Below are 25,987 nucleotides of genomic sequence, written 5' to 3'. Positions count from 1 at the left end.
GTCCCATGCACGAGCGTCGAATTCCCGAATGGGTCCGCCATGCCCCTGCCCCGTCCGTCCGCGATTTCGGCATTCTTGCCGGGCTCGAGGCGGTGGTGCGTGGTATTCTGATATCGGTCTTTCCGTTGGTGATGTACCGGGCGCTTGGCGATGCGGCGACGGTTTCGTTTTTGTACTTTCTGGTCGGCCTGATCTCGCTGGGGGCCGGGCTGATGGTGCCGTTCCTGATCCGGTTCATACCGCGCCGCTGGGCCTATACCGGGGGGTGTCTCATGTTCATGGGCGGCGCCCTGCTTGCGCTGGAGGGCAGCCCCGAGGCTGTTGTGGGCGCATTGGCGCTGAACACGGTCGCGGCAGTTGTGACCTTTATCTGTTTCAACGCCTATGTGCTGGATTACATCAGCAAGATCGAATTGGGCCGGTGCGAGACCAGCCGCATGTTCTACAGTGCACTGGGCTGGACCGCGGGCCCGATGGCAGGCGTGCTGCTGATGGAGGTCTGGCCCCCGGCCCCCTTTGTCATCAGCGCAGTTGCGTCGGTAGTCATGCTGGTGGTTTTCTGGGCCTTGCGGATGGGCAATGGCAAGCTGATCACCAAGGCGCGCGGACCGACAAAGAACCCGCTGGCGTTTCTGCCGCGTTTCTTTGCCCAGCCAAGGCTGGTGGCGGGCTATCTGTTTGCGATGATCCGGTCCTGCGGCTGGTGGATTTATGTTGTCTACCTGCCGATTTTCGCGATCGAGAACGGGTTGGGTGAACAACTGGGTGGCATCCTTCTTTCGGCAACGAATGCGATGCTGTTCGTCGCGCCACTGATCCTGCGCTGGGTACAGGGTCGGTCTCTACGCTCGGCCGTTCGGACCGGTTTTGCCGCGTGCGCGATCTGTTTCATCGCGGCTGGGGGGCTGGCGGGATGGCCCGTGGCCTCGGTCGCGGCGCTGGTGCTGGGATCGGTCTGCCTGATCGTGCTGGATATCTGTGCGGGCCTGCCCTTCCTGATGGCGGTGAAGCCGTCCGAGCGGACCGAGATGTCGGCGATCTATTCCAGCTACCGGGACGTATCGGGGATCATCACGCCGGGCGTCGCGTCGTTGGTGCTGATCGTCACGCCGGTGGCCGGGGTCTTTGCAGCTGGCGGGCTGGCGCTGTTCGGGGCGTGGGCCATTGCATCGCGGCTGCATCCGCGACTGGGGCGGCCACGGGTGCCTTTGCAGCCCGGATCACTGGCTGAAGCGGCCTAGGACTTGAGCCGGTAACCGGTACGCAGCATCTGCCATGTCAATGCGCAGACCAGAAGGGTTGCGACAGTGCAAACCAACACCCCAAGGATGGGCGAGCTGTCGGATACGCCGATCATGCCATAGCGTAGCCCGTCGATCAGGTAGAAAACCGGGTTCACGTGGCTGAGCCGGTTCAGCACGGTCGGCAGGGCGTCGACCGAATAGAAAGTGCCCGACAGGAACGCCAGTGGAGTGACGATGAAATTGGTGATCGCTGCCATCTGGTCGAACTTGTTGGCAAAGATGCCCGCGAACAGGCCCAGCGCGCCCATGAAGGCCCCGCCGAGGACAACAAATGTCAGTGCCACCAGCGGATGGTGCGGTGTCAGGCCAAGCACCAACGCCAGAGCGATGCCGACAGCAAAAGCGATGAAAACTCCGCGCGCGATGCCTCCCGCAAGATAACCCAGCAGAATTTCCAACGGAGACAGCGGCGGCATCAGCGTGTCGACGATATTGCCCTGCACCTTGGCGATCACCATCGAGGACGAAGTGTTGGCAAAGGCGTTCTGGATCACCGTCATCATCATCAGGCCCGGTGCCAGAAAGGTCAGAAACGGCACGCCCATGACATCCGGCCTGCCGGGGCCGATGGCGATGTTGAAGATCAGCAGGAACAGACCGGCAGTCACCAGCGGCGCTAGCAGGGTCTGCGTCCAGACAGCCAGAAACCGCAGCACCTCGCGCTGAGCGAGCGTATAGAGCCCCATCCAGTTGACCGCGCCGAAACCGCGCGGGTCTTTATCCGACAGAATCTGCATTGCTGCCCCCAAACCTGATTCGAAGACAGCTTGTAACTCGGGCCGCAGTGTTTAGAATAGGGGGCTGAGACGAATTCCGAAGGCGGCCCGAATCCGGGGCCGCTTTCCCGCTTTTTGAAAGGCTACCCATGTCCTGGACTGACGAGCGCGTAGAACTGCTCAAGAAAATGTGGGGCGAAGGCCAGTCGGCCAGCCAGATCGCCAAGGAACTGGGCGGTGTGACCCGCAACGCGGTGATTGGCAAGGTGCACCGTCTGGGCCTGTCGAACCGCGCCACCGGTGCAACTCCGGCCAAACCGGAACCCAAGGAAAAACCTGCGCCCGCCGCCCCCAAGGCCGAGGCCAAGCCGAAACCCGCGCCCAAGACCGAACCGGCGCGTCCCGCCCCCGCCCCTGCGGCCGAGGCGAAACCGGCCACCCCGGCGCGGCGTCAGATCATCCCGGCTGGCCAGCCGCTGCCGCCGCAGCCCTCTGCCAACGAGATCAGCCCCGAGGCGCTGGCCAAGGTCAACGAGGTCGAGAAGAAGGCCAAGAAACTGACGTTGATGGAACTGACCGAGCGCACGTGCAAGTGGCCGGTCGGCGATCCGGCAACCGAAGATTTCTGGTTCTGTGGCCTGCCGGTTGAAGCGGGCAAACCCTATTGCGAAGCCCATGTGGGCGTCGCCTTCCAGCCGATGAGCGCACGCCGCGACAGACGGCGCTGAGGCCAGCCGGTGCGCCAGGACCCCACAGCGTTGGAGGATACCTGGCTTGCCCGGGCCAAGCGGTTGCTGGCGTTGGCCGAGACCGGCCAGCATTTCACCCGCGATCCCTTTGACCGCGAACGCTATGACGAGATCGCCGGTATGGCCCGCGCCATGCTGGCTGATCTGGGCCGTGTTCCCGTTTCCCGGATCGAGGGTCTGATATCGGACCACGCGGCAGGATATGCCACCCCAAGTCTGGACATTCGCGGCGCGGTAATCCGCGACGACCGCATTCTGCTGGTGCGCGAACGCAGCGACGGGCGGTGGTCGATGCCCGGCGGCTTTGCGGACATCGGCACCTCACCCGCCGAGAACGCGGAAAAGGAAATCCGCGAAGAGGCCGGGCTGATTGTCCGCGCGCGACATCTTTATGCGCTGCGCCACAAGGCCCGCCACCCCTATCCCGCCGATGCGCGCGATTTCTACAAGCTGTTCTTTCTATGTGACGAGATCGGACCTCAAACACCGATGGCCGGGGCCGAAACCAGCGAGGCGGCATTTTTTACACTCGACGCCCTGCCCGAGCTGTCACTGGTTCGCAATCTGCGTACGGATATCGAGGCAGCGTTTGAGGCGCACCGTGTCGGACAGAAAGTCACGTTGTTTGATTGATCTTTGCCAAAAGGCAGGATCACTGCGCCGGATGTGATGGCAGGTCCGGTTCGGGCAGCCAGTTTGGCAGGTCCTCCGGTGAGACCGAGACATGCAGGTGCTCTGACCGGTCACGGCCGACCTTTCGATGCCCGCGCAGCAGAAAGATCTTACCCCAGCCGCGCCATGTTCCAACCGACGATGCGTTCGGGTCGGTCGGGAAACGGGAGCGCCAGTCGGCGGGCAAAGGCAGGCCGTGACGTTCGGCCTTGTCCAGCATCCAGATCAACGGGATGTTGCCCAGCGGGCGCGCCTCTTCGAACCCGCCCAACTGACCACCGACATCTCCATGGGTGCCCCTGAACCAGACCTGTTCCACATGGCCTTTGAAACCGGGCGTGCAATCCCAGAGCACCGGTTCGAACACCTCGCGCGTCTCGTCCAGCGCCAGAGCGTGGTATCCGTGCCGGGTTGAGGGGCCCAACTGGTGGTTGTGAAAGGCGTGGCGTTCTTCGGCCCAGCGCCACAGCAGCGGCAGGCGCAGGCCCAGCGCCTTCACGGTGTCCCAGACGCCAACCATTTCGATTGCCAGTTCCTCGTGGCAGAATTTGCGGCGAAACACGGCGGCCGCCTCTCCGCCGGAATTGCATTCGTAATGGCGGTAGGCCTGTTTGATGTTGCGCTCGGTTGCATGTTCCGCCTTGAGCAAACCGATCATGTCGATCACACCCGCAAGACTGCGCACGCCGTAGGCGCCGCGCGAGTACCCGATGAAGAAAATCCTGTCGCCCGGTTTGTAGCGCGAGGCGAGATAGCCATAGGCGCGGCGAATCTGGCGGTTGATGCCGCGTCCCATCAGGACGTCCAGCGTGGTTTTCCAGCTTTCCCACTGTACACCGGCCTCATAAAACACCGAAACTTGGCTGCCCATTTCGCAGGCCAGCCGATAGGTCATGCCCGCATGGGTTTCGCGCCCGGATTCAAGTGTGGACATGGTGCCGTCAAGGATGATGACGTGGCTGATAGGTTCGCGATGGCGTGTCTCGGCCGAATGCTCGGAGCGCAGTGGCCGCCCGAGCCATCCCAGAACCTTTTTAGTGAGCCGCGACAGTACCATCCTTCAACAGTTCCCATACCTTGTGGGGTGTGAAAGGCATATCCGCCTGCCGCACCCCGTAATCCCAGAGCGCATCCTGAACCGCGTTTGCCACAGCGGCCAGCGCGCCCACGGTGCCTGCCTCGCCACAGCCTTTCATCCCCATCGGGTTGGCCGTTGACGGAACCGGCGCCGAGGTAAACTTAATCATGGGTACGTCCGCCGCGCGCGGCAAGGCGTAGTCCATGAACGTTGCCGTGAGCAGTTGTCCATCTGCATCATGTACAACATGCTCGGCCAGTGCCTGACCAATGCCCTGCACCACCCCTCCGTGCACCTGCCCCTCGGCAAGCATCGGGTTGATCAGGTTACCAAAATCATCGACCACTGTATAGCGGTCAACGGTCACGACACCGGTGAAAGAATCGATCACGACTTCGGCAACATGGGCCCCGTTCGGGAAACTGCGATCCGGCAGTGTCGCCCGCGCCTCGTGTTGCAGCAGATCGGTGCGGCCATCGGCGCGCGCCATCTCGGCCGCCTCAATCAGCGTCGGCGTCAGGTTGGAGCCCGGCGCGCGGAAGGTTTCGTGATCGAACGTCACCCTGTCTTCCTCGACCCCCATCTTATCCGCAAGATAAGGCGTGAATGCGGCGACAATGGTGTCGACGGTGGCCAGAGTGGCATTGCTTTGCGTGGTGACCGACCGCGACCCACCGGTCCCGCCGCCCTGCGCCAGCCGGTCACTGTCGCCCTGCACCACATTGATAAGCTCTGCCGGAATACCTGTCTGGTCCGACAAAAACTGGGCATAGACCGTTTCGTGACCCTGCCCGTTCGATTGCGTCCCGACATAGAGGTTCACCGTCCCGTCCCCGCAAAACTCGACCTTTGCGCCTTCGGAAGGATCGCCCAGAATACTTTCGATGTAGTAGCACAGACCCTGCCCCCGGATCAGGCCACGTTCGGCATCCGCCGCCTTGCGCGCGGCAAAGCCTTGAGTCTGGTCTGCGGCACGGTCGAGAACCATGTCGAAATCACCAACGTCATAGGTCTCACCCGTCGCCGTCTTATAGGGAAACGCATCGGAAGGAATGAAATTCCTGCGCCGCAATTCCCACGGATCGATGCCCAGCTCGCGCGCGGCGCGGTCGATGGCGCGTTCAAGGACATAGATCGCCTCGGGCCGCCCGGCGCCGCGATAGGCATCGACCTGCGTTGTGTTGGTATAGAACCCTTCGACCCGCAGATAGGTGGTCTGCACATCATAGACGCCCATCAGAACGCGGCTGAACAGGTTGGTCTGGATCGCCTGACCGAAGTGGCTGTTATACGCGCCCAGATTGCATCGGGTATGCACGCGATAGGCGGTGATTTTATAGTTCTCGTCAAAGGCCAGCTCGGTCAGCGAGGTCAGATCGCGCCCGTGATGATCCGACAGCATCGCCTCGGTCCGCTCGGACATCCAGTGGACGGGCTGGCCCAGTTTCATGGCGGCAACCGCGACCGAGAAATATTCGGGGTATGGCATCGCCTTCATGCCAAAACCGCCGCCCACATCGGGGGTAGTGACCCGGATCACATCGGCGTCGAGTTTCAGTTTCTGCGCCAGCTGCGCCTTCATGCCCCAGACGCCCTGCCCACCATAGGCAAAATTCAGGCGCCCATCGGACCAGTTGGCCTGACAGCCGCGCGGTTCGATCGAATTCACGATCACCCGGTTGTCGTGCACGTCCAGCGAGACCGTGTGCGCAGCAGCCTGAAACGCGGCCTCGGTCGCCTGTTCATCCCCCAAGCCCCAGTCAAAGGCGCGGTTGTCGGGTGCCTCGGGGTGAAGCACCTCACCGCCGGGTCCGATATCGGTTTTGGCGGGCAGGTCATCGGTGTCCATCCAGATCAGTTCGGCCGCATCGCGCGCCTGCGCCAGAGTGTCGGCGACCACCACCGCAACCGGCTCTCCGACAAAGCGGACACGGGTTTTGGCCAGCATGTGCCGTTCAGGTGCAGCCCCTTGTGATCCGTCGCGGTTCGGAACCACGGAGGCGTTCATCACCGTGTCGACCCCGGCATCCGTCAGATCGTCGATTGTCATGACCAGACGAACGCCGTCGGCAGCACGCGCCGCATCCAGATCAAGCAAGGTGATTTCCGCATGGGCGACCGGGCTGCGAAAAAATACTGCGTGTAATGTGCCCTGCGGAATGGTGTCGTCCATGTACTGGCCCTGCCCGGTCAGAAACCGCTGATCCTCGACCCGTTTGACGGGTTGGCTTTTGCCGAACTTTTCCATGCCTTGCCCTCGCTCTGCGGTTTGGGGCGAGCCTAGCCCGTGCGCGGGGGAAGTCCAGAGAATGACCAAGAAAAACGCGTTTACCTTTCCGCCGGGCTTCGTCTATCGTCCCGGCATGACTTGGACCCATGAAACCGTTTTTCCGTTCACCGCAAAACTGTCCTCCGGCACTGAGACGACGCATGACGTTTATGTCGGTGGTGAGGGCCCGCCGATCATGATCTTACAGGAATTGCCGGGGATCGGGCCGGAAACGCTGGCATTGGCCCAACGGCTGAACGACTCGGGGTTTCGTGTGTATCTGCCGCATTTGTTCGGAACATTCGGCAAAATCACAATGGCCGGAAACCTGTTCCGTCTGTTCTGCGTGCGCCGTGAATTCAATATATTCCTGAAAGGCAAACAAAGCCCGATTTCTGACTGGATGCGCGCCTTGGCCCGCCATATCCGCGAACGCGAAGGCAGCGATGGCGTCGGTGCAATCGGAATGTGCCTGACCGGCAGTTTCGCCCTGCCCCTGATGGCCGAGGACGCGGTGGTGGGTGGTGTTGCCAGCCAGCCGGCCTTACCCCTATTTGGCGGAAATCAGTTGCACATGAGTGCCGAAGACATCGCGGGCGCCTGTGCAGGCATGGCGCAAAAAGGGCCCGGTCTGGCCATGCGCTACAAGGACGACTCGATGGCGCCCGAAAAGCTGATGCGCGCACTGGAAAACGCCTTTGGCGATCATCTGGAAACCGAGGAATATGCCGGCAAGCAACACTCGCTCCTGACCCTGCACTTCCACGAGCCCGCCTATCAGCGGGTCGAAGAGTATTTCAGGGCGCGTTTTGCACAAGCGGCGCAGGCCGAATAACGCTTACGCGCCCTTCCCCTTCCCGCATCCATTCGCTATTGCAGGCACCGACCCGAATTCGATGACGCAGGACGCACCCCATGGCGATGGAAAAGACATTCAACGCGGCCGAGGCCGAGGCCCGCATCTACAAGGCCTGGGAAGAGGCCGGAGCCTTTAAGGCAGGCGCGAACAAATCGCGCGACGAAAGCTTTACCATCATGATCCCGCCGCCCAACGTGACGGGCGCGCTGCATGTGGGCCACGCGTTCAACAACACGCTGCAGGACATCCTGATCCGCTGGCACCGGATGCGTGGGTTCGACACGCTGTGGCAGCCCGGTCAGGACCATGCGGGCATCGCCACGCAGATGCAGGTCGAAAAGATGCTGGCCGCCACCCAGCAGCCCGGTCGGCGCGAGCTTGGCCGCGAGAAATTCCTTGAGAAAGTCTGGGAATGGAAGGGCGAATACGGCGGCACGATCATTGAACAGCTGAAGCGTCTGGGCTCCTCCTGCGACTGGTCGCGCAATGCGTTCACCATGGCCGGAGCGGCGGGCGACCCGCGCACGGGACACGAAAATTCTGCGAATTTTCATGACGCGGTCATCAAGGTCTTTGTGGAGATGTACAACAAGGGCCTGATCTATCGCGGCAAGCGACTGGTCAACTGGGACCCGCATTTCGAAACCGCGATCTCGGACCTTGAGGTCGAGAATATCGAAGTCGCAGGCCACATGTGGCATTTCAAATACCCGCTGGCGGGCGGCGCGACCTATACCTATGTCGAAAAGGACGAGGACGGAAATATCGTGCTTGAGGAAGAGCGCGATTACATCTCGATCGCCACGACCCGCCCGGAAACCATGTTGGGCGACGGTGCGGTTGCGGTTCATCCGTCAGATGAACGTTATGCGCCAATCGTCGGGAAACTCTGTGAAATCCCGGTCGGGCCGAAAGAGCATCGCCGTCAGATTCCAATCATCACTGATGATTACCCCGATCCCGACTTTGGCTCGGGCGCGGTGAAGATCACCGGCGCGCACGACTTCAACGACTATGGCGTTGCCAAGCGCGGAAACATCCCCTGCTATCGCCTGATGGACACGCGCGGCCACATGCGGGCCGATGGTGCGCCGTATTCGAACGAGGCCTATAAGGCCGGGCAATACGCGCGCGGCCAATCCTTTACCGAAGGTGAGATTGACGCGATCAATCTGGTGCCCGATCACCTGCGTGGCCTAGACCGGTTCGAGGCGCGGGCGAAGGTCGTCGAAGAGATCACCAGCGAAGGGCTGGCCGTCATGACCCGCGCCGATGATGCGCGTCTGGGCGCAACGTCGCTGAAGCCCGATCACGAAGGTGCGGACAAGGCGGTTCCGCTGGTCGAGTCCAAGCCGATCATGCAGCCCTTTGGCGACCGCTCGAAGGTTGTGATCGAGCCGATGTTGACCGATCAGTGGTTCGTTGATGCGGAAAAGGTCGTCGGCCCGGCGCTGGATGCGGTCAGGGACGGCACGGTCAAGATCATCCCCGAGTCAGGTGAAAAGACCTATTATCACTGGCTGGAAAACATCGAGCCCTGGTGCATTTCTCGCCAGTTGTGGTGGGGGCATCAGATTCCGGTCTGGTACGGGCTTGATCTGTCGGCAGAAGATTTCCGGGGTGCGAACGACGGCGAACTGGATCTGGTCCAGCTTGGCCGACTGCTGAACGATGGCGGGATGCTTCATCGCGGCCATGTGCTGCATGCGGCCGCCAATTTCGACGGCGTGATCGAGAAATTCCTGGACGACAACGCCAACATCCCCAGCCCGCTCAGCCATTCCACTGTGATTGAGGTGGCGGACAAGCACGAGGCCATCCACCAGCTTGCGGAAAGTCTTGCGCAATACGCGCTCGATCAGGACCCGACCAAGCTGGTTTATCCGGTCTGGCGCGATCCCGACGTCCTCGACACATGGTTTTCCTCCGGGCTCTGGCCCATCGGCACGCTCGGCTGGCCCGAGCAGACCGAGGAACTAGAACGCTACTTCCCCACGGACGTTCTGATCACCGGGTTTGATATCCTGTTCTTCTGGGTCGCCCGGATGATGATGATGCAGCTGGCCGTGGTCGATCAGATCCCATTCCACACCGTCTACCTGCACCAGCTCGTCCGTGACGAGAAGGGCAAAAAGATGTCCAAGACCACCGGCAACGTCATTGACCCGCTGGAGATTGTGGACGAATTCGGCGCCGACGCGCTGCGGTTTACCAATGCTTCAATGGCGGCGATTGGCGGTGTTCTGAAACTGTCCAAGGAACGTATCACCGGCTATCGCAACTTTGGCACCAAACTGTGGAACGCCGTCCGCTTTGCCGAGATGAACGAGGTCTTCACCGACGCCGTCCCGCAACTGGATGTGGCCGACCTGAAGCCAAAGGCGGCCGTAAACCGCTGGATCATCGGCGAAACCGCCCGCGTGCGGGAAGAGGTCGACGCGGCGCTGGAAAGCTATCGTTTCAACGACGCCGCGAACGGACTTTATGCCTTTGTCTGGGGCAAGGTCTGCGACTGGTACGTGGAACTGTCCAAACCGCTGCTGCAGGGCGATGACGCCGAAGCGCAGGCTGAAACCCGCGCCACCATGCGCTGGGTTCTGGATCAGTGCATGGTCCTGCTGCACCCGATCATGCCTTTCGTCACCGAAGAGCTGTGGGGCCTGACCGGCACCCGTTCCAAGATGATCGTCCACGCCGACTGGCCTTCTTACGGCTCTGAACTGGTTGACGCCGACGCGGATCGCGAGATGAACTGGGTGATCTCGGTGATCGAGAACACCCGCTCGGCCCGTGCCCAGATGCGGGTTCCGGCGGGTCTGTATGTGCCGATGCTGGTGACAGACATCGACGCCCACGGACAGGCCGCTTGGGATCGCAACGAGGCGCTGATCAAGCGTCTGGCGCGGATCGACAGTCTGACAAAGGCGGATGAACTGCCCAAAGGCACCATCTCGATCGCGGCCCCGGGCGCTTCTTTCGGCCTGCCGCTGGCGGATATCATCGATATCGGCGCAGAAAAGGAACGGCTTGAGAAAGCCAAGGGCAAGCTGGCCAAGGAACTGGGCGGTCTGCGCGGGCGCCTGAACAACCCGAAATTCGTGGCCTCGGCCCCGGAGGAAGTTGTCGAGGAAGCCAAGGCCAACCTCGCAGCCCGCGAAGAAGAAGAAGCAAAGCTGAACGAGGCGCTCGCCCGCCTATCTGAAATCGCCTGATCTTCATCTTTTATCAAATACTCAAATACCGAACCCCGCCGCGCTTGCACCGGCGGGGTTTTCATTTCGTGGCAAGGATTTTCCCACTGTTCACGGAAGCCACCGGTTGTTAGCAAGTTCACTAGGTAAACCCGAGGCTGAGATGGCGCGTCCCTACCCCCCCATGCAAACCGTATCCACTGGTCTGGTGGTGGCTGTGGTCGGATTTTTCAGTTCTTTTCCCATCGTTCTGCATGGGCTGGATGCCATGGGGGCGTCGCCCCAACAGGCTGCCTCGGGCCTGATGACTGCAGCGGTAACGATGGGCCTTGCCGCCATCGTGCTGAGCCTTTGGTACCGGATTCCGGTCAGCATCGCATGGTCCACGCCGGGCGCGGCCTTGCTGGCGGTGTCGGCCACCCCGGCAGAGGGGTTTTCTGGCGCGGTCGGAGCGTTCCTGTGCGCGGGTGCGCTGACGGTGCTGTCCGGGCTGTGGAGACCGCTTGGCCGTCTGGCGGCAGCCATTCCGACGTCGCTGGCGCAGGCCATGCTGGGGGGCGTGCTGCTGCCGCTCTGCATCGTTCCGTTCAAGGCGGCAGTCGATCTGCCATGGCAGGCGCTACCAGTCATTCTGACATGGTTCATTGCCGGCCGTATCAACCGTTTGTTCGCAGTACCCGCCGCCGTTGTCGCCGCCGCCATCGTGGTGGTGCTGAACGCGCATGGGCAATCGGTTGCACCGGCGCACATCCTTGCCGTCCCGGTCTGGACCAGCCCTACATTCTCGCTTGCATCGGCTATCAGCATCGGCATCCCGTTGTACGTGGTCACCATGGCAACCCAGAACATCCCCGGCATCGCGGTGATGCGCAGCTTTGGATTTACGCCCAAACCCAGCCCACTGTTTTCTGCCGTGGGTGGTGCGAGCCTTTTGTCTGCGCCTTTCGGCGCACCTGCGACCTGCCTCGCTGCAATCACCGCAGCCATGTGTTCGAACGAAGACAGCCACCCCGACCCGAAACAACGGTATTGGTCGGCCATCATGGCGGGTGTGTTCTACTGCGTCTTCGGGGTTTTCGCCGTAGCGATCACTGGGTTTGCCGCCCATGCCGATCCGATGCTGATGGGCACACTGACCGGCGTTGCGCTGATCGGTGTGATGGCCAACGCCACCTTCGCGGCACTAGAGGTGCCTGCCGAGCGCGAAGCGGCCATTCTGACCTTTGCCATAACCGCTTCGGGCATCACGGTTTTTGGGTTGGGGGCCGCCGTCTGGGGGTTGCTTGCGGGGGGCATCGCTTATCTGGTTTCACACAAGGTACGCTGAAACCTATCGCTGAGGCATTGCGCGGGGTATAATCGCATCATGCTTAGATCGCTCGAAAAACTGATAGAACGTCAGATCCAAAAAGCGCAGGCCGAGGGTCAGTTGGAGGGCCTTGAAGGCGAAGGCAAGCCCCTGCCCGATCGCTCAAGCGAGGCCCAGACTGATCCCGCATTGGCGGCCGGTCACAGGATCATGGCGCAGGCCGGAGTTCTGCCCGAGGAATTCCAGATCAAAAAAGAACTGGATGCGGCCAGAAAGCACTATGCGACCCTCAGCGACCCCGAAGAGCGCAAGGCCGCAATGGCGCGGCTGGCTGATCTTGAGATGCGGTTCAATATGGCCCGCGATGCAAGGCGGGCCTTTATGCGTTAAGTGTGTTGCGAAAAATTCAGGCTGGTCAGCTTAAAAGCGATCACTGCAGGACCCCTGAAACCATTAACAGAACACCAGCCGTGTCCTCATCAATCGTGAGTTCGATGGCCTCAGCCTGGTCAGAGCCGTTATCATTCTGAATGACGGATTTTTTGGCCAAAAGTGAGCTTTTGGTGATGGTTTTCATTGCAGATTGCATATCCCGGCTATTACGGGGAATGGCGAGTTCGGCATACCCACGCAATTCCTGCGCAGCAAGCCGCGGCCTGAGTTCCTGAAAGTAGCGCACCGCTTCTGAGGGTTCGCCTGCTACGAATTGGTAGGTCACCATGGCCATGGTCGCTCTGTCACCAAGCTCTGCCTTTGTATTTTCGTATACACTCAGGAAAGCCGGATCTCCGACTATGCTGAGGCCATCAAGCAAGTCCAGTTTGGAATATTCGTCCAGTTCAACCGAGTTTTCGAAATCGGATTTGAGCTGTTGCAGAGCATCGAATGTTGGGCCGCCAAAATGATAAAGTTGTTCATACACAGAATTCCTGGCCGTTTCCAAATCCTCGATACGCCCCTCATCGGCGAGAACTTCCAGATATTCTTCGGCCAGTACGGGCAATCCGGCGGCAAGGGCACGTATCGCAGGCTCAATACTGTCGGGTCGTTGAGCAATCTTGCTCATTTTCTTGAAAACTGTACTGGGCTTTTCGTGGTAGATGCCATGAGCGACCATGAATTCCAGATTTTGTCTGACACCGGCCTCGGCCTCACCCGCCGCCGCCAGCACGTCATCCACCTGACGCTCGAACGCCTTTGAGTACCCGTTGTGGAGAACCTCGAAATAGACATGGGAAAGCGCCATAATTTCGGGCGGGCGTCCGAATTTTTCCGACTCCTGAACAAACAGGTCGCGGGCGCACTCAATATCCTCGACACACTCCATAACCTCGTTGATCCATTGCATTTCCGCCGCTTTCGCATCGGCAATGGCCTGCTGTTCCGACAGCAATACCTGAACTTCGGCGTCAAGCTTGTCACGTTCCTGTTTCAGAAGGGTCGGATTGACGTTTCCGATGGATTGCCCGGTCGCCAGCGATACCGCCAGACCAGAGGACGGGTGGGCCGAAACAATCTCGTCCAACTTGCTGATCGCGTCGTTCAGCGAGGCGAGTTTTTCTATCGGGTCCTCGTGTTGTTCCGCCGCCTGAACCAGCTGCACAGCCTCAACCAGCAGTGCATTTGCTTCGGCATCGCCAGCTATACCCGGAGTTGCTACTGAAAGGAAAACACCTGCGGCAAACGCCGCCAAACTATTCGTTTTGTTCATTATTTCACACAGATTCCACTAACTACGACAATAACCGCAGCTTCACTGAGCAGATTACAGCTTGTCAACTGCGGGAATCCGGTAAAACCGTGCGAAATCAATCAGAACACGCCTTAAGCGGGCGAGTTCACTTGAACTCAGGCTTACGACCCTGCATCTGGGCGGCGATGACCTCCATCTGGTCCGGCTTGCCGATCAGCTTGACCTGTTCGGCGGATTCTTCCAGCAGGACTTCCTGACGCGATCCGGCCTCGGCCACGTCAATCAGGCGTTTTGCGGCCCGGATGCCCGAGGGGCTTTTGCCGGCAATCTCTTCGGCAAGGGCAATCGCCTCGGTCAGGGGGTCGTCGGACAGCTTTGTCACCAGCCCCCAATCGGCTGCCTGCTGCGCGCCGATGGGCCGGGCGGTGTAGGTCAGCAGGCGCAGGACGTCCGAGCGGACCAGTTGCGGCAGCAACACCATGCCGCCCATGTCCGGGATGATGCCCCATTTCATCTCCATCACCGACCATTTGCTGTCGGGATGCGCGATGCGGATATCCGCACCCATCGCGATCTGCAGCCCGCCGCCATAGGCCACACCCTGCACCGCGCAGATCACAGGGACCGGGACACGGCGCCAGATCATCGCCAGCTCCTGAAGGTCGTTGGTGTCCCCATGGGTACGCCCCATCAGCCATTCTTCGGGATCGATGGTGCCCATTGTGGCAAAGCTGGCCATATCCAGCCCGGCGCAGAAACTTCTGCCTTCGCCCGACAGCACGACGGCGCGGGCGTCCGAGGCCGCTACCTCCTGCCCGGCGGACAGAATCGCCTGGATCATCGCACCATCCAGCGCATTCATCTTGTCACCCCGCGTCAGCGTGACATGGGCGATGTGGTCCTTGTATTCGACGGATACGCGTGACATGCGGGTTCTCCTGCTGATGTTTGGTCAACCATGCCCGCAAGTTGCAATGGTTTCCACCGCTACGTCGGGGCATATGGACAGTGCGGCTTGCCGGAACCCGTTCCTTGCGTTTATCTGCGCACATGAGTGATCCGCGTTATACCCCGCTTGCCCAGTCCCTACCTGCAACCGTGCCGTTTGTCGGACCCGAAACGCAGGAGCGCGATCGCGGCGCACCCTTTGCAGCGCGGCTGGGGGCAAATGAAAGCGTGTTCGGCCCCTCACCCCGTGCTATCGAGGCCATGGCGAAGGCCGCCAGCGACATCTGGATGTATGGCGACCCCGAAAATCATGATTTGCGCCATGCTCTGGCCAATCATCATGGTGTTATGGCGAAGAACATCGTGGTGGGCGAAGGGATCGACGGGTTGCTGGGCTATCTGGTGCGTTTGATGATCGGCCCCGGTGATGCGGTGGTAACGTCCGCCGGGGCTTATCCGACATTCAATTACCACGTTGCGGGCTTTGGCGGCGCTTTGCACAAGGTTCCGTATACCGGCGATCACGAAGATCCCGCCGCGTTGTTCGCACAGGCGGCAGAGGTGGACGCCAAGCTTGTCTACCTCGCCAACCCCGACAATCCGATGGGCAGCTGGCACAAAGGTGCGGATATCGTCCGGGCCATGGAGAACCTGCCGGATGGAACCTTGCTGGTACTGGACGAGGCTTATGTGGAATGCGCGCCCGAAGGGACCGCAGCACCGGTTGGCGCGGATGATCCGCGTGTGATCCGGATGCGGACCTTTTCCAAGGTTTACGGCATGGCGGGCGCGCGGGTTGGCTATGCGATAGGCGCGTCCGGGTTGATCTCGGCGTTCAACAAGGTGCGCAACCATTTCGGCATGAACCGTGCCGCTCAGGCCGGGGCGCTGGCCGCGTTGCGGGACGACGCCTGGCTGCACCAAATTCAGGACCGGATCGCCGAGGCACGAGAGCGCATCGGGCAGATCGCCCGCGACAACGGGCTGAAGCCCCTGCCCTCGGCCACTAATTTCGTGGCCATAGACTGTGGGCGGGATGGCGCGTTTGCGAAGGCGGTCTTGGACTCGCTGGTGGCGCAGGGCGTATTCGTCCGGATGCCCTTTGCGGCTCCGCAAAACCGCTGCATCCGGGTCAGTTGCGGAGAAGAGGGTGATCTGGACGCCTTTGCCGCAGCCTTGCCCAAGGCGCTGGCCGCGGCGCGCGGTTAGCCTGCAAGCACCGCCGCTGCTGCGTCCAGCGCGCCCGGTCCGCGCGGGATGTTCAGCGCCGCCATGGCGGTTTCAACACCGCCCAGCATTCCCATGACCATATGGCCGTTCACGTGTCCCATATGGCCCAGCCGGAAATACGAATCCTCGTCATCCATCCCCAACCCGATGCCGAGCGTCAGGCCCAGATTGTTTTCGGTATATTCCCGCAGCGGCGTGCCCTGTCCCTTTGCAAGACGCAACGCCGTGACCGCATGACTGCGGTGGGCATGTTCCGCGACATTCAGGCTCAGCGCGCCGCCTTCGGACCAGGTTTCACAGGCGGCCCAGACGGCCTGAGCAAGGCGTTCATGACGGGCCCAGATCTGCTCCATCCCTTCGGCGTGCATCATGTCCAGTGCCGCCCTGAGACCATAGAGGTGATGGGTGGGCGCAGTGCCCCCGAAATACTGATAGAACCAGCCGGGTTCGGCCCGCGGTTGCCAGTCCCAATAAGCCGACACACGGGGCATGGCGGCCCGTTTCTCCTGCGCCTTTTCGTTGAAAAAGACAAAGCCCAACGCCGGTGGCGTCATCAGCCCCTTCTGGCTGGCCGAGACCATTACGTCGACGCCCCATGCGTCCATCTCGAACCGGTCGCAGCCGAGTGAGGCGATGCAGTCGGCCATCAGCAGCGCCGGGTGGCCCAGATCATCAAGCAGCGCCCGCAAGGCCGGAATATCGTTTCGGACCGAGGTGGAGGTATCCACATGCACGGCCAGAACCGCCTTGATCCGGTGGGCATTGTCCGCACGCAGCACTTCGGCAATTCGGTCAAAGTTCCATGGCGCGGATTTGCCGAAATCGATCAATTCAACCTCGGCCCCGATACCTTGGGCCATTTCTGCCCAGCCGTATGTGAAGCTGCCCGAAGCCGGGGCCAATACGGTTTCACCCGGCGCGATCACGTTGGAAAGGGCAGCCTCCCACGCGCCGTGGCCGTTGGAGATATAGATCGCTACGTCGTGCTTTGTACGCGCCACGCGGCGCAGGTCGGCTGTCAGCGCAGGCATCATGTCGACCAACTCACCCGCATAGATATTGGGGGCCGGGCGATGCATCGCCTGCAACACCGCATCCGGCATGACCGAAGGGCCGGGGATCGCAAGATAATCGCGCCCCTGCGCGAGAGAGATTTTGTTTTTCATGAGGGCAACCTGCGTAAATTCGGGCTTACATTAGCGCCCGCGTAGGCCGCGTCAATGCATGAGGCTGGCGGCCTCACGTGCCAGCGCCTCAATCCCGGTCCAGTCGCCACTGGACACCATCTGTTTCGGCGCGACCCAGCTGCCGCCAGCGCAGATAACGTTCGGCATGGACAAATAATCCGGTGCATTTTCGGGCGAGACACCGCCGGTGGGGCAGAACCCGATCTGAGGCAGGGGAGCGCCGATGGCCTTTAGTGCCGGAGCGCCACCTGATGCCTCGGCCGGAAAGAACTTGAGCATGTCGTAGCCCTTCTCCAGCAGGGCCATCGCCTCGGTCGCCGTGGCGGCCCCAGGCAACAGGGGGAGACCTTCGGCCTCGCAGGCGGCAATCAATGTGTCGGTTGCACCCGGTGAGACGCCGAATTGTGCGCCCGCCTCTTTCGCGGCCCGGACATCTTCGGGGGTCAGCAATGTCCCCGCCCCTACTACTCCACCCGGCACCTGTGCCATGGCGCGGATGGCATCAAGGGCCGCGGGCGTGCGTAGCGTGACCTCAAGCGCGGGCAGCCCGCCTGCGACCAGAGCCTCGGCCAGCGGTGTGGCCTGAGCCGCATCGTCGATGACAAGAACCGGAACAATCGGCGCAAGGGCACAGATTTCGCGGGTACGGTGCGATTTTGAGGTCATGAATCAGGCTCCAAACACGCTGGCGCCGGTATCTGCCGACCCAACGGAATTGCGGAAAGTGGCGAAAAGCTCGCGACCAACGCCGAACTGGTTCGCGGTCAGGTCAGCCGATGCAGGCGTGCGGTCGAGGACACCTTTGGTCAGGATCTCCAACTCACCGTTCACCGCATCGACGCGCACCAGATCGCCATCGCTCAGATAGGCAATCGGGCCGCCCTCGAGCGCCTCGGGGCAGACGTGGATGGCAGCGGGAACCTTGCCGGACGCGCCCGACATGCGACCATCGGTAACCAGCGCCACCTTTTGCCCACGCCCTTGAAGGATCGACAGGATTGGCGTCAGCGAGTGCAACTCGGGCATACCGTTGGCTTTTGGCCCCTGAAAGCGGACGACGACGATCACGTCACCGGTGAATTCACCTGCCTTGAAGGCGGCCTTGACCTGATCCTGATCGTGGAAAACGCGCACGGGTGCCTCGACCACGTGATGCTCGGGCGCAACCGCCGAAACCTTGATCACTGCCGTGCCCAGAGAACCGGTCAGGCGCGACAGCCCGCCCGTGGGTTGGAACGGGTCCGAAGCCGGACGGACGATTTTCTCGTTCAGGCTTTCTCCCGCACCATCCTGCCAGATCAACTGACCATCAATCAGTTTGGGTTCCTGCGTGTAGTGGTGCAGGCCTTGCCCAGCGACGGTGAGTGTATCTGGGTGCAGCAGCCCTTCGTCGAGCAACGTACCGATGCAATAGCCAAGCCCGCCTGCGGCGTGAAAGTGGTTCACGTCTGCCAGACCGTTGGGATAAACCCGCGCGACCAAAGGTACTGCGGCTGAAATATCGGAAAAGTCCTGCCAATCCAGAACGATGCCACCGGCGCGGGCCATTGCGATCAGATGGATCAGCAGGTTAGTCGAACCGCCCGTTGCCATCAAACCGACGATACCGTTCACAAAGGCACGTTCATCGAGGATCTGATAAACCGGCGTATAGTTGTTGCCCAACGCGCTGAGCGACAATGCGCGGCGGGCGCCTTCTTGGGTCAGGGCGTCGCGCAGGGGCGTGTTGGGATTGACAAAGCTGGAGCCCGGCAGGTGCAGGCCCATGAATTCCATCAGCATCTGATTGGTGTTGGCGGTGCCATAGAATGTACAGGTGCCAGGACCATGATAGGCGGCCATCTCGGCGGCCATCAACTCCGCTCGCCCGATCTCACCGGCTGCGAATTGCTGGCGTATTTTTGCCTTTTCATCATTGGGCAAGCCGCTGATCATCGGCCCGGCGGGCAGGAAAACGGCCGGAAGATGCCCAAAGCTCTGCGCTGCAATAACCAGACCCGGGACGATCTTGTCGCAGACACCAAGGAATACAGCCGCGTCGTAGGTGTTGTGGCTGAGCGCCACCCCAGCGGCCAGAGCGATCACATCACGGGAAAACAGCGACAGTTCCATCCCCGCGGCCCCTTGCGTGACCCCGTCGCACATGGCGGGAACACCGCCCGCGACCTGAGCCGTTCCCCCTGCCGCCCGCGCTGTCTGGCGGATCAGTTCGGGGTAGCGTTCGAAAGGTTGATGCGCCGACAGCATGTCGTTGTAGCTGGTGACGATACCCAGATTGCCCGCATGCCCGGTGGCCAGCGACTGCTGATCCTCTCCTGCCCCGGCATAGGCGTGGGCCTGACCGCTGCACGACAGATGACCGCGGGCCGGTCCTGATGAGCGGGCCTGTTCCATGCGATCCAGATGGGTCGCGCGCAATGATGCGCTGCGTTCCGTGATCCGGTTTGTGACTTGGGTGATGACGTTGTGAACCATCTCAACCTCCGATCTGGCGCCAGCGGCGCCCGTCGCGGTGCATTAGCATCAGGGCCTCTTCGGGGCCGGAACTGCCCTGATCATAGGGGGCGGGCTTGTCGCGGCTTTCTTCCCACTCGCTTATGATGGGATCGACCCAGGCCCAGGCGGCCTCGACCTCGTCCCCGCGCATGAACAGGGTCTGATCGCCGCGAATGACATCCATCACCAGCCGTTCATAGGCGTCCTGCGCCCGAACGTCTGCGCCCAGCGCCTCGGCAAAGCTCATGTCCAGCGACACGTCCGCAAGACGGAAACCACCCGGCCCGGGGTCCTTGATGGTGGTGCGCAGGGTTATCCCCTCGTCCGGTTGCAGCCGGATCACCAGAACGTTGCCGCGCAACGGGCCGACATTGGGAAAGATCGTGTGCGGTGGGTCACGGAAGAACACGGCAATCTCGGACTCGCGGGCGCGCAGACGTTTGCCGGTGCGCAGATAGAACGGCACGCCGGCCCAGCGCCAGTTACCCACATGCACCTTGAGCGCGATGAAGCTTTCGGTGCGGCTGTCGGGGGTGCCCACGTGATCCAGATAGCCACCGCCACCGTCTTCGGACCGGTATTGACCGCGCGCAATGTCAGAAGGTGCGACCGGCTCCAGCGCCTCGATCACCTTCACCTTTTCGTCGCGCACCGAATTGGGCGCGAATTTAGAGGGCGGTTCCATGGCCGTCAGGCACAGAAGCTGCACAAGATGGTTCTGTATCATGTCCCGCGTTGCGCCGGACTGATCATAATAGGCCTCGCGCCCCTCGACACCGACGGTTTCCGCAACCGTGATCTGAACATGGTCGATATGCGTGGCGTTCCATAGCGGCTCGAACAGAGAGTTGGCAAAGCGCAGCGCCATCAGGTTCTGCACGGTTTCCTTGCCCAGATAGTGATCGATCCGATAAATCTGATGCTCTTCGAAAAATTCCCGCAGCTCGCCGTTCAAGGCTTTTGCCGAAGCCAGATCGTGGCCAAAGGGTTTTTCAACGACAATCCGGCTGTCCGGCGTCGCAAGGCCGTGATCGTGCAGCCGTTGCGCAATGCCGGAAAACAGATTTGGCCCGACAGAGAGGTAAAAAGCCCGGATGGTGTCAGGCCGCAGAGATTTGGCCAATTCGGGCCAGCCGTCGCTGCCCAGTGCATCCACCGAAACATATTCGACCTGTTTCAAAAACCGGTCCAGTACCTGAGGCTTTGATTCCGGCGCGAATTCCTGAATTGCGTTTCGGGCGAGCGTTCGAAATTCATCATCGGACATTTCGGACCGGGCCGAAGCGATGATGCGGGCCTCATCCGGCATCTGGCCGACCTCGAAACGGTGATAGAGACCCGGCAGGATCTTGCGATGCGCCAGATCACCCGTGGCGCCGAACAACACAAGGTCGAACGGATGCACAGGTATTACGCGTGAAACCATCGCCAGGCTCCTTTGAATTTGCCCTGCCCTGTCTAGCACAAACTGTTGGCAGGGTACGAAATGCATATATAGGTGTTAACGATAATGTTATCGCTAACATTCGTGAGCTGGATAAGAAAAACCCCGACAAAATGCAAGTCCGGAAGTCAGATTAAGACCATCACCGTGAAAATTCACCTCAGTCCTGATTTCGCAGCCATTCCATGACCGCCGGGCGCACGCTTTGTTCGCCCCGATGGCGGGCATCGGTGATGATCTTGCGCACCTCTTGCAGGTTGGACCGCAACAGCAGGCTTTTGACAGGACCGATGGAGGCCGGGCGCATCGAGAGTGTCCGTATGCCCATGGCTGCAAGGCACAGCGCCTCGATCGGGCGGCCCGCGTCCTCGCCACAGAAACTGAGGGGCGTGTCGGAAATGCCGCAGCGTTCGACGATCCGCTCGATAAGGCTCAGGAAGCTGACATTCAGCGTGTCGTACCGACGGCGCACAAGTTCGTTTTCACGGTCCGCCGCAAAGAAAAACTGTTTCAGGTCATTGCCGCCGATTGAGATGAAGCCGACATCGTCAAAGAATTTCTGAGGCGCAAAGACAAGAGACGGCGTTTCAAGCATGGCGCCCACTTCGAGCGTTTCCGGAAGGACGTGCCCGAGGCGTTTTTCCCGTTCGATCGTTTTGTCCACTTCGGCGCGGGCGGCGCGGTATTCCTCGGCCTGCGCAACGAAGGGGAACATGATGGTCAGCGGGCGGCCGTTGGCCGCGCGGATCAGCGCCTGAAGCTGCATGCGCATAACGCCGCGCTTGTCCAACCCGACCCGGATGGCGCGCCAGCCCAGCGCCGGATTCGGCTCGGCCACATGTTTCATATAGGGCAGAACCTTGTCCGACCCGATATCCAGCGTGCGGAAGACGACCCTTTTGCCATGAGCCGCGTCTAGAACCCGTTGATACAACGCCACCAGCTCGGAGCGTTTGGGCATCTGGTTCCGGATCAGAAACTGCAACTCGGTCCGGAAAAGCCCAACACCTTCGGCCCCCGAGTTGTCCAGCGATGGCAGATCGGCCATCAGGCCCGCGTTCATTACAAGGTTGACCCGTTCACCATCCCTCGTGACGGCAGGGCGTTCGCGGATCGACGCATAGCGTTCCTGCGCCTTTGCCTGCATGGCGATCTTGTCACGAAATGCACCGACAACCGTATCTTCGGGGCGCAGGTGCACAACGCCCTGATCCCCGTCCACAAGGATGTGGTCGCCGTTCAGTGCCTCGGTCGTGATCCGGCCGGTATGAACGACAAGAGGGATCGCCAATGCACGGGCCACAATGGTGGCATGACTACCAACCGAACCCTCCTCAAGCACGATGCCCTTGAGGGATCGCCCATATTCCAGCAGATCGCCCGGGCCGATATTGCGGGCGATCAGAATCGGGTCGGGCGGCAGTTCCAACCCGGTATTGTTGCCCTGCCCCGTCAGAATGCGAAGCAGGCGATTGCTGAGATCATCCAGATCGGCCAAGCGTTCGCGCAAATAGGGGTCAGTGACCTGACTCATCCTTGCGCGGGCCTGTGACTGTTCCTTCTCGACTGCGGCTTCGGCACTGAGGCCGCGCGCGATATCCTCTTCCATGCGCCGCATCCAGCCCTTGGAGTTGGCAAACATTCTGTAGGCTTCAAGAACCTGCAATTGCTCCTTGTCGCCGCCCTGCGAGATTTCGAGCATCTTGTCGACACCAACGCGCAGTTCCTCGACCGATTCAGTCAGGCGTTGAAGTTCACGTTGCGGGTCGTCCGCGATCGGGTTGGTGACAACGACGCGCGGCTCGTGCAGCCAGACGTGGCCCTCGGCAGAGCCTTCCTGCGCCGGGCCTCCCTTGAGCACGACGGATTGCTGGTGCAATGGGGACAGGGCTGCGCCTTCGCCGATAAAGGCGCCAAGTTCGGCCATCTCGGCCAGAACCATCGCCACCACTTCCAGAGCATAAACCTCGTCCGAGGAGAATTCCCGCGCCTCGCGGGACTGCACAACCAGAACGCCCAGCTTTTCGCCCAGACGCTGCACCGGAACACCAAGAAAGGAAGAGAACCTCTCTTCTCCCGTCTCCGGCATGTAGCGGAAGCCTTTGGCCGAGGGGGCATCCGCGGTGTTGACCACCTTGCCGTATTTGGCAACGCGGCCCACCAGCCCCTCACCCATGCGCATACGGGTCTGGTGCACCGCCTCGGGTGCCAGACCTTCGGTCGCGCAAAGCTCCAGCGTTTCTTCGTCGCGGAACAGATAGATCGAACAGACCTCGCACAGAATGCTGTCCGCAATCAGATGTGTGATCCGGTCAAGACGTTCCTGACCGGCGGCCTCGCTCGCCATTTCTTCGCGCAGCCGCCCCAGCAGCTTGCGGGATTCTGATTCTGTGCCGTCTGCCATGGCCCAATCACATTCAGGTGTCAGGCAAGTCCCTGGCAGAAATGCTCAGGCCGCCTTGTCCAGTTCAAAGGCATCATGCAGTGCTTGAACGGCAAGTTCCATGTATTTCCGATCTACGAGAACGGAAATTTTAATCTCGGAGGTTGTGATGACCTTGATGTTGATCCCCTCATCCGAGAGTACCTTGAACATTTTGGCCGCCACACCGGATTGAGAGCGCATTCCGATCCCGACCACGGACACTTTGCAGACATCGTTATCGGCAACCAGATCAGCATAGTTCAGCTCGCCACGCTCCTTGATTCCCAACAGCGCTTTTTCCGCCCGCGCAACCTGATCGGTTGGGCAGGAAAAGGTCATGTCCGTGCGCCCCTCGTCCGAGATGTTCTGAACGATCATGTCCACATTCACGCCCTCGTCGCTGAGCGCGGTAAAGATCGTCGAGGCGATACCGGGGCGGTCGGCGACCGACACAACGGTCATCTTGGCCTCATCGCGGGAATAGGCCACACCGGAGACTACGTTGGATTCCATGATTTCCTCCTCGTCGACGACCAGCGTACCGGCCTCGTCGGATTGTTCCTCAAAGCTTGAGAGGACGCGCAATTTCACCTTGTACCGCATCGCCAGCTCGACCGAGCGGGTCTGAAGCACCTTGGCCCCCAGCGAGGCCAGTTCGAGCATTTCCTCGAACGAAATCTTATCGAGTTTGCGGGCCTTTTCACAGATACGCGGGTCGGTGGTATAGACACCGTCCACGTCCGTATAAATGTCACACCGTTCGGCATCGAAGGCCGCCGCAAAGGCCACCGCAGTGGTGTCCGAACCACCACGACCCAGCGTGGTAATGCGCCCCTCGGGGCTGATACCCTGAAAGCCCGCGACCACGGCAACCTTCATGCCTTCGGCGAATTTCTGGTTGATATTGTCGGTCGGAATCTCTTCGATCCGGGCAGCCGAATGCGCGCCGTTGGTGATCAGCGGCACTTGCCAGCCCTGCCAGCTGCGAGCCGGGATATCCATTTCCTGCAGCGTCAGCGACATCAGACCGGCAGTCACGTTTTCGCCAGACGATACAACGGCATCATATTCGCGCGCATCATAAAGCGGCGAGATTTCATCGACCCAACCCACCAGTTCGTTGGTCTTGCCCGACATGGCCGAGACGATGACGATCACGTCATAGCCCTTGGCCACTTCTACGCCAACGCGTTTCGCCGCGCGGCGGATGCGGTCAGGATTAGCAACAGAGGTGCCGCCAAATTTCATCACGAGTACGGGCATGGGGCCAGTGTCTCCGCGCCTTGGAATTCCGATCCCGTGCCTCATATGCGAGGGGGGCCGCAAGGGCAAGTGGCCAAACAGGTTCTGCCTGCGGCGCGGGGCCGCTTTACATTGCCCGGCAGGGGTGCGAGCGTAACGGAAATACTGTTTACCAAAAGGTTACCCATGTACCGCTTCATTCTTGCCCTTGCGCTGCTGTCTTCCCCGGCCACCGCACAGGTTGCCACCCTTTCCGGTACGGACGGACAGAATTCGCTGGGCACGGTTCCCTGCACCGCGCTGGCGGGCCAGCCGCTGGAAAACTGCCCGGCCGAGCTGCGCCGCAAGGATGACGGCACCGCAACGCTTGCCGTGCAGCTTGGCACCGGCGAAGTGCGACGCATCTATTTCGAAGGTGCCGAGGCGGTCTCGACCAGTTCAACATCGCCCATCACCTCGGAATCGCGCGGCGACATTCTGGTGATTTTCATCGATCCCGGCGAGGTTTACGAAATTCCAAAGGCCGCGCTGACCAGTCAGTAGGCGTGCGCCTGTCCATCCCAGGTTTCAAAACAGCCCGTGGTTTCAAGCGAAAGCCCATCGAACCGTTCGGCAAGGCCCGACACGGCCTCGTTGACGTGGATGTCGGCGGCTGCTCCGCCCATATCTGTCTGCACCCAACCGGGGTGATAGATCCCGACGGCAATCCCATCGCCCCGGAGGTCCGTGGCAAGATTGCGCCCCAGATTGAGTGCCGCCGCCTTTGAAGCGCGATAGATATAACTGCCGCCCGGCGCACGCGTATGAGACGCCATCTGGGAGGAAATGATCACGATTTTACCGCCGGCCATGCGCAGGTTGGGCAACAGGGCCTGAACGGTCAGAAACACACCCGTCACATTCGCGGCAAAGGTCTGCGCCCACATTTCCGCCGGATAACCGTCGATCCCCTGCCCCTTGTCCAGATAGACACCGGCATTGCACACCAGCAAATCCAGCGGCTTGCCTTCCAGCTTTGCTGCCATTGCTGCCTGCTGGGTCGGATCGGTGACATCCAGCACAATGTCTGCCGCACCATCCCGTGCGGTGCCGGTGACATCATCCCCACGGGCACGCAGGTGTTCCGCCAGAGCCTTGCCGATCCCGCGATTGGCCCCGGTAATCAGTACATGCAT

Annotated in this window: 21 protein-coding genes; 9 read left to right on the top strand and 12 right to left on the bottom strand. The window is 60.9% G+C overall.

Features of this window, described 5'->3' with window-relative positions:
- Positions 1–5 precede the first annotated feature (5 nt).
- Complete coding sequence (locus tag ACR0NW_RS15610; RefSeq protein WP_480451061.1) at positions 6–1,241, top strand: MFS transporter; 1,236 nt, start codon at positions 6–8, stop codon at positions 1,239–1,241.
- Here ACR0NW_RS15610 and ACR0NW_RS15605 read toward each other — a convergent pair.
- A complete protein-coding gene (locus tag ACR0NW_RS15605; protein WP_170651465.1) occupies positions 1,238–2,041 on the bottom strand; it encodes an ABC transporter permease in 804 nt (267 codons plus the stop codon). The two genes, ACR0NW_RS15610 and ACR0NW_RS15605, sit on opposite strands and share 4 nt — an antisense overlap.
- A gap of 128 nt (positions 2,042–2,169) precedes the next feature.
- On the opposite strand from ACR0NW_RS15605, the gene ACR0NW_RS15600 reads away from it, so the two are divergent.
- Both ACR0NW_RS15600 and ACR0NW_RS15595 read left to right on the top strand, forming a co-directional pair.
- Positions 2,170–2,748 carry a GcrA family cell cycle regulator gene (locus ACR0NW_RS15600; RefSeq protein WP_170651464.1) on the top strand — a complete coding sequence of 193 codons (579 nt, stop codon included), beginning with the start codon at positions 2,170–2,172 and terminating at the stop codon, positions 2,746–2,748.
- Positions 2,749–2,757: 9 nt separating this feature from the next.
- Positions 2,758–3,402: an NUDIX hydrolase gene (locus ACR0NW_RS15595; RefSeq protein ID WP_480451063.1), complete on the top strand. Its 645-nt coding sequence runs from the start codon at positions 2,758–2,760 to the stop codon at positions 3,400–3,402.
- 19 nt (positions 3,403–3,421) lie between these two features.
- Here ACR0NW_RS15595 and ACR0NW_RS15590 read toward each other — a convergent pair whose 3' ends face one another.
- Both ACR0NW_RS15590 and ACR0NW_RS15585 read right to left on the bottom strand, forming a co-directional pair.
- A complete protein-coding gene (locus ACR0NW_RS15590; protein ID WP_480451064.1) occupies positions 3,422–4,498 on the bottom strand; it encodes a DUF2235 domain-containing protein in 1,077 nt (358 codons plus the stop codon).
- On the bottom strand, positions 4,476–6,767 hold the full coding sequence (locus ACR0NW_RS15585; protein ID WP_480451065.1) for a xanthine dehydrogenase family protein molybdopterin-binding subunit: 2,292 nt from the start codon (positions 6,765–6,767) through the stop codon (positions 4,476–4,478). The genes ACR0NW_RS15590 and ACR0NW_RS15585 overlap by 23 nt, the downstream gene beginning before the upstream one ends.
- Positions 6,768–6,828: 61 nt before the next feature.
- On the opposite strand from ACR0NW_RS15585, the gene ACR0NW_RS15580 reads away from it, so the two are divergent.
- The 4 genes from ACR0NW_RS15580 (at position 6,829) to ACR0NW_RS15565 (ending at position 12,537) form a co-directional block, all read left to right on the top strand.
- Positions 6,829–7,623 (top strand): dienelactone hydrolase family protein, encoded by a 795-nt coding sequence (locus tag ACR0NW_RS15580; protein WP_480451068.1) that lies wholly within the window; start codon positions 6,829–6,831, stop codon positions 7,621–7,623.
- Positions 7,624–7,703: 80 nt separating this feature from the next.
- A complete protein-coding gene (locus tag ACR0NW_RS15575; RefSeq protein ID WP_480451070.1) occupies positions 7,704–10,859 on the top strand; it encodes a valine--tRNA ligase in 3,156 nt (1,051 codons plus the stop codon).
- Positions 10,860–11,001: 142 nt separating this feature from the next.
- A complete protein-coding gene (locus ACR0NW_RS15570; RefSeq protein WP_480451072.1) occupies positions 11,002–12,165 on the top strand; it encodes a benzoate/H(+) symporter BenE family transporter in 1,164 nt (387 codons plus the stop codon).
- 39 nt (positions 12,166–12,204) lie between these two features.
- A complete protein-coding gene (locus tag ACR0NW_RS15565; RefSeq protein WP_480451073.1) occupies positions 12,205–12,537 on the top strand; it encodes a DnaJ family domain-containing protein in 333 nt (110 codons plus the stop codon).
- A gap of 40 nt (positions 12,538–12,577) precedes the next feature.
- Here the strand turns inward: ACR0NW_RS15565 and ACR0NW_RS15560 are convergent, their stop codons facing one another.
- The gene (locus ACR0NW_RS15560) at positions 12,578–13,858 is read right to left on the bottom strand and encodes a hypothetical protein (protein WP_480451074.1); all 1,281 of its coding nucleotides are present in this window, start codon (positions 13,856–13,858) and stop codon (positions 12,578–12,580) included.
- Between the two features lie 127 nt (positions 13,859–13,985).
- The gene (locus tag ACR0NW_RS15555; protein ID WP_480451076.1) at positions 13,986–14,768 is read right to left on the bottom strand and encodes a crotonase/enoyl-CoA hydratase family protein; all 783 of its coding nucleotides are present in this window, start codon (positions 14,766–14,768) and stop codon (positions 13,986–13,988) included.
- A gap of 122 nt (positions 14,769–14,890) precedes the next feature.
- Here ACR0NW_RS15555 and ACR0NW_RS15550 point away from each other — a divergent pair, with 122 nt between their 5' ends.
- A complete protein-coding gene (locus ACR0NW_RS15550) occupies positions 14,891–15,997 on the top strand; it encodes a pyridoxal phosphate-dependent aminotransferase (protein ID WP_480451306.1) in 1,107 nt (368 codons plus the stop codon).
- On the opposite strand, the gene ACR0NW_RS15545 is transcribed toward ACR0NW_RS15550, so the two are convergent.
- From ACR0NW_RS15545 to ACR0NW_RS15520, 6 genes are all read right to left on the bottom strand, one after another.
- Positions 15,994–17,184 carry a pyridoxal-phosphate-dependent aminotransferase family protein gene (locus tag ACR0NW_RS15545; RefSeq protein WP_480451079.1) on the bottom strand — a complete coding sequence of 397 codons (1,191 nt, stop codon included), beginning with the start codon at positions 17,182–17,184 and terminating at the stop codon, positions 15,994–15,996. The genes ACR0NW_RS15550 and ACR0NW_RS15545 overlap by 4 nt on opposite strands.
- 51 nt (positions 17,185–17,235) lie before the next feature.
- Positions 17,236–17,871: a bifunctional 4-hydroxy-2-oxoglutarate aldolase/2-dehydro-3-deoxy-phosphogluconate aldolase gene (locus ACR0NW_RS15540; protein WP_480451080.1), complete on the bottom strand. Its 636-nt coding sequence runs from the start codon at positions 17,869–17,871 to the stop codon at positions 17,236–17,238.
- A 3-nt stretch (positions 17,872–17,874) separates the two neighbouring features.
- Complete coding sequence (gene edd, locus ACR0NW_RS15535) at positions 17,875–19,680, bottom strand: phosphogluconate dehydratase (protein WP_480451082.1); 1,806 nt, start codon at positions 19,678–19,680, stop codon at positions 17,875–17,877.
- Position 19,681: 1 nt separating this feature from the next.
- Positions 19,682–21,127, bottom strand: a complete 1,446-nt coding sequence (gene zwf / locus ACR0NW_RS15530) for a glucose-6-phosphate dehydrogenase (protein ID WP_170651452.1) — start codon at positions 21,125–21,127, stop codon at positions 19,682–19,684.
- Between the two features lie 178 nt (positions 21,128–21,305).
- On the bottom strand, positions 21,306–23,549 hold the full coding sequence (gene ptsP, locus ACR0NW_RS15525; protein ID WP_480451084.1) for a phosphoenolpyruvate--protein phosphotransferase: 2,244 nt from the start codon (positions 23,547–23,549) through the stop codon (positions 21,306–21,308).
- A 45-nt stretch (positions 23,550–23,594) separates the two neighbouring features.
- Positions 23,595–24,833, bottom strand: a complete 1,239-nt coding sequence (locus tag ACR0NW_RS15520; protein WP_170651450.1) for an aspartate kinase — start codon at positions 24,831–24,833, stop codon at positions 23,595–23,597.
- A 165-nt stretch (positions 24,834–24,998) separates the two neighbouring features.
- On the opposite strand from ACR0NW_RS15520, the gene ACR0NW_RS15515 reads away from it, so the two are divergent.
- Entirely contained in the window at positions 24,999–25,355 is a 357-nt protein-coding gene (locus ACR0NW_RS15515) for a hypothetical protein (protein WP_480451086.1), read from the top strand.
- Here the strand turns inward: ACR0NW_RS15515 and ACR0NW_RS15510 are convergent.
- A complete protein-coding gene (locus ACR0NW_RS15510) occupies positions 25,349–25,987 on the bottom strand; it encodes an SDR family NAD(P)-dependent oxidoreductase (RefSeq protein ID WP_480451088.1) in 639 nt (212 codons plus the stop codon). The two genes, ACR0NW_RS15515 and ACR0NW_RS15510, sit on opposite strands and share 7 nt — an antisense overlap.

It is taken from the genome of Ruegeria sp. CF5, from assembly GCF_056537325.1.
This window is presented reverse-complemented; position numbering and strand designations above follow the sequence as displayed.

Bases quoted from the DNA above. Each gene is read 5' to 3' on its own strand.
- ACR0NW_RS15610 (WP_480451061.1), top strand. From the start codon at position 6: ATGCACGAGCGTCGAATTCCCGAATGGGTCCGCCATGCCCCTGCCCCG.
- ACR0NW_RS15605 (WP_170651465.1), bottom strand. From the start codon at position 2,041: ATGCAGATTCTGTCGGATAAAGACCCGCGCGGTTTCGGCGCGGTCAAC.
- ACR0NW_RS15600 (WP_170651464.1), top strand. From the start codon at position 2,170: ATGTCCTGGACTGACGAGCGCGTAGAACTGCTCAAGAAAATGTGGGGC.
- ACR0NW_RS15590 (WP_480451064.1), bottom strand. From the start codon at position 4,498: ATGGTACTGTCGCGGCTCACTAAAAAGGTTCTGGGATGGCTCGGGCGG.
- ACR0NW_RS15585 (WP_480451065.1), bottom strand. From the start codon at position 6,767: ATGGAAAAGTTCGGCAAAAGCCAACCCGTCAAACGGGTCGAGGATCAG.
- ACR0NW_RS15580 (WP_480451068.1), top strand. From the start codon at position 6,829: ATGACCAAGAAAAACGCGTTTACCTTTCCGCCGGGCTTCGTCTATCGT.
- ACR0NW_RS15575 (WP_480451070.1), top strand. From the start codon at position 7,704: ATGGCGATGGAAAAGACATTCAACGCGGCCGAGGCCGAGGCCCGCATC.
- ACR0NW_RS15570 (WP_480451072.1), top strand. From the start codon at position 11,002: ATGGCGCGTCCCTACCCCCCCATGCAAACCGTATCCACTGGTCTGGTG.
- ACR0NW_RS15565 (WP_480451073.1), top strand. From the start codon at position 12,205: ATGCTTAGATCGCTCGAAAAACTGATAGAACGTCAGATCCAAAAAGCG.
- ACR0NW_RS15560 (WP_480451074.1), bottom strand. From the start codon at position 13,858: ATGAACAAAACGAATAGTTTGGCGGCGTTTGCCGCAGGTGTTTTCCTT.
- ACR0NW_RS15555 (WP_480451076.1), bottom strand. From the start codon at position 14,768: ATGTCACGCGTATCCGTCGAATACAAGGACCACATCGCCCATGTCACG.
- ACR0NW_RS15550 (WP_480451306.1), top strand. From the start codon at position 14,891: ATGAGTGATCCGCGTTATACCCCGCTTGCCCAGTCCCTACCTGCAACC.
- ACR0NW_RS15545 (WP_480451079.1), bottom strand. From the start codon at position 17,184: ATGAAAAACAAAATCTCTCTCGCGCAGGGGCGCGATTATCTTGCGATC.
- ACR0NW_RS15540 (WP_480451080.1), bottom strand. From the start codon at position 17,871: ATGACCTCAAAATCGCACCGTACCCGCGAAATCTGTGCCCTTGCGCCG.
- edd (WP_480451082.1), bottom strand. From the start codon at position 19,680: ATGGTTCACAACGTCATCACCCAAGTCACAAACCGGATCACGGAACGC.
- zwf (WP_170651452.1), bottom strand. From the start codon at position 21,127: ATGGTTTCACGCGTAATACCTGTGCATCCGTTCGACCTTGTGTTGTTC.
- ptsP (WP_480451084.1), bottom strand. From the start codon at position 23,549: ATGGCAGACGGCACAGAATCAGAATCCCGCAAGCTGCTGGGGCGGCTG.
- ACR0NW_RS15520 (WP_170651450.1), bottom strand. From the start codon at position 24,833: ATGCCCGTACTCGTGATGAAATTTGGCGGCACCTCTGTTGCTAATCCT.
- ACR0NW_RS15515 (WP_480451086.1), top strand. From the start codon at position 24,999: ATGTACCGCTTCATTCTTGCCCTTGCGCTGCTGTCTTCCCCGGCCACC.
- ACR0NW_RS15510 (WP_480451088.1), bottom strand. From the start codon at position 25,987: ATGCATGTACTGATTACCGGGGCCAATCGCGGGATCGGCAAGGCTCTG.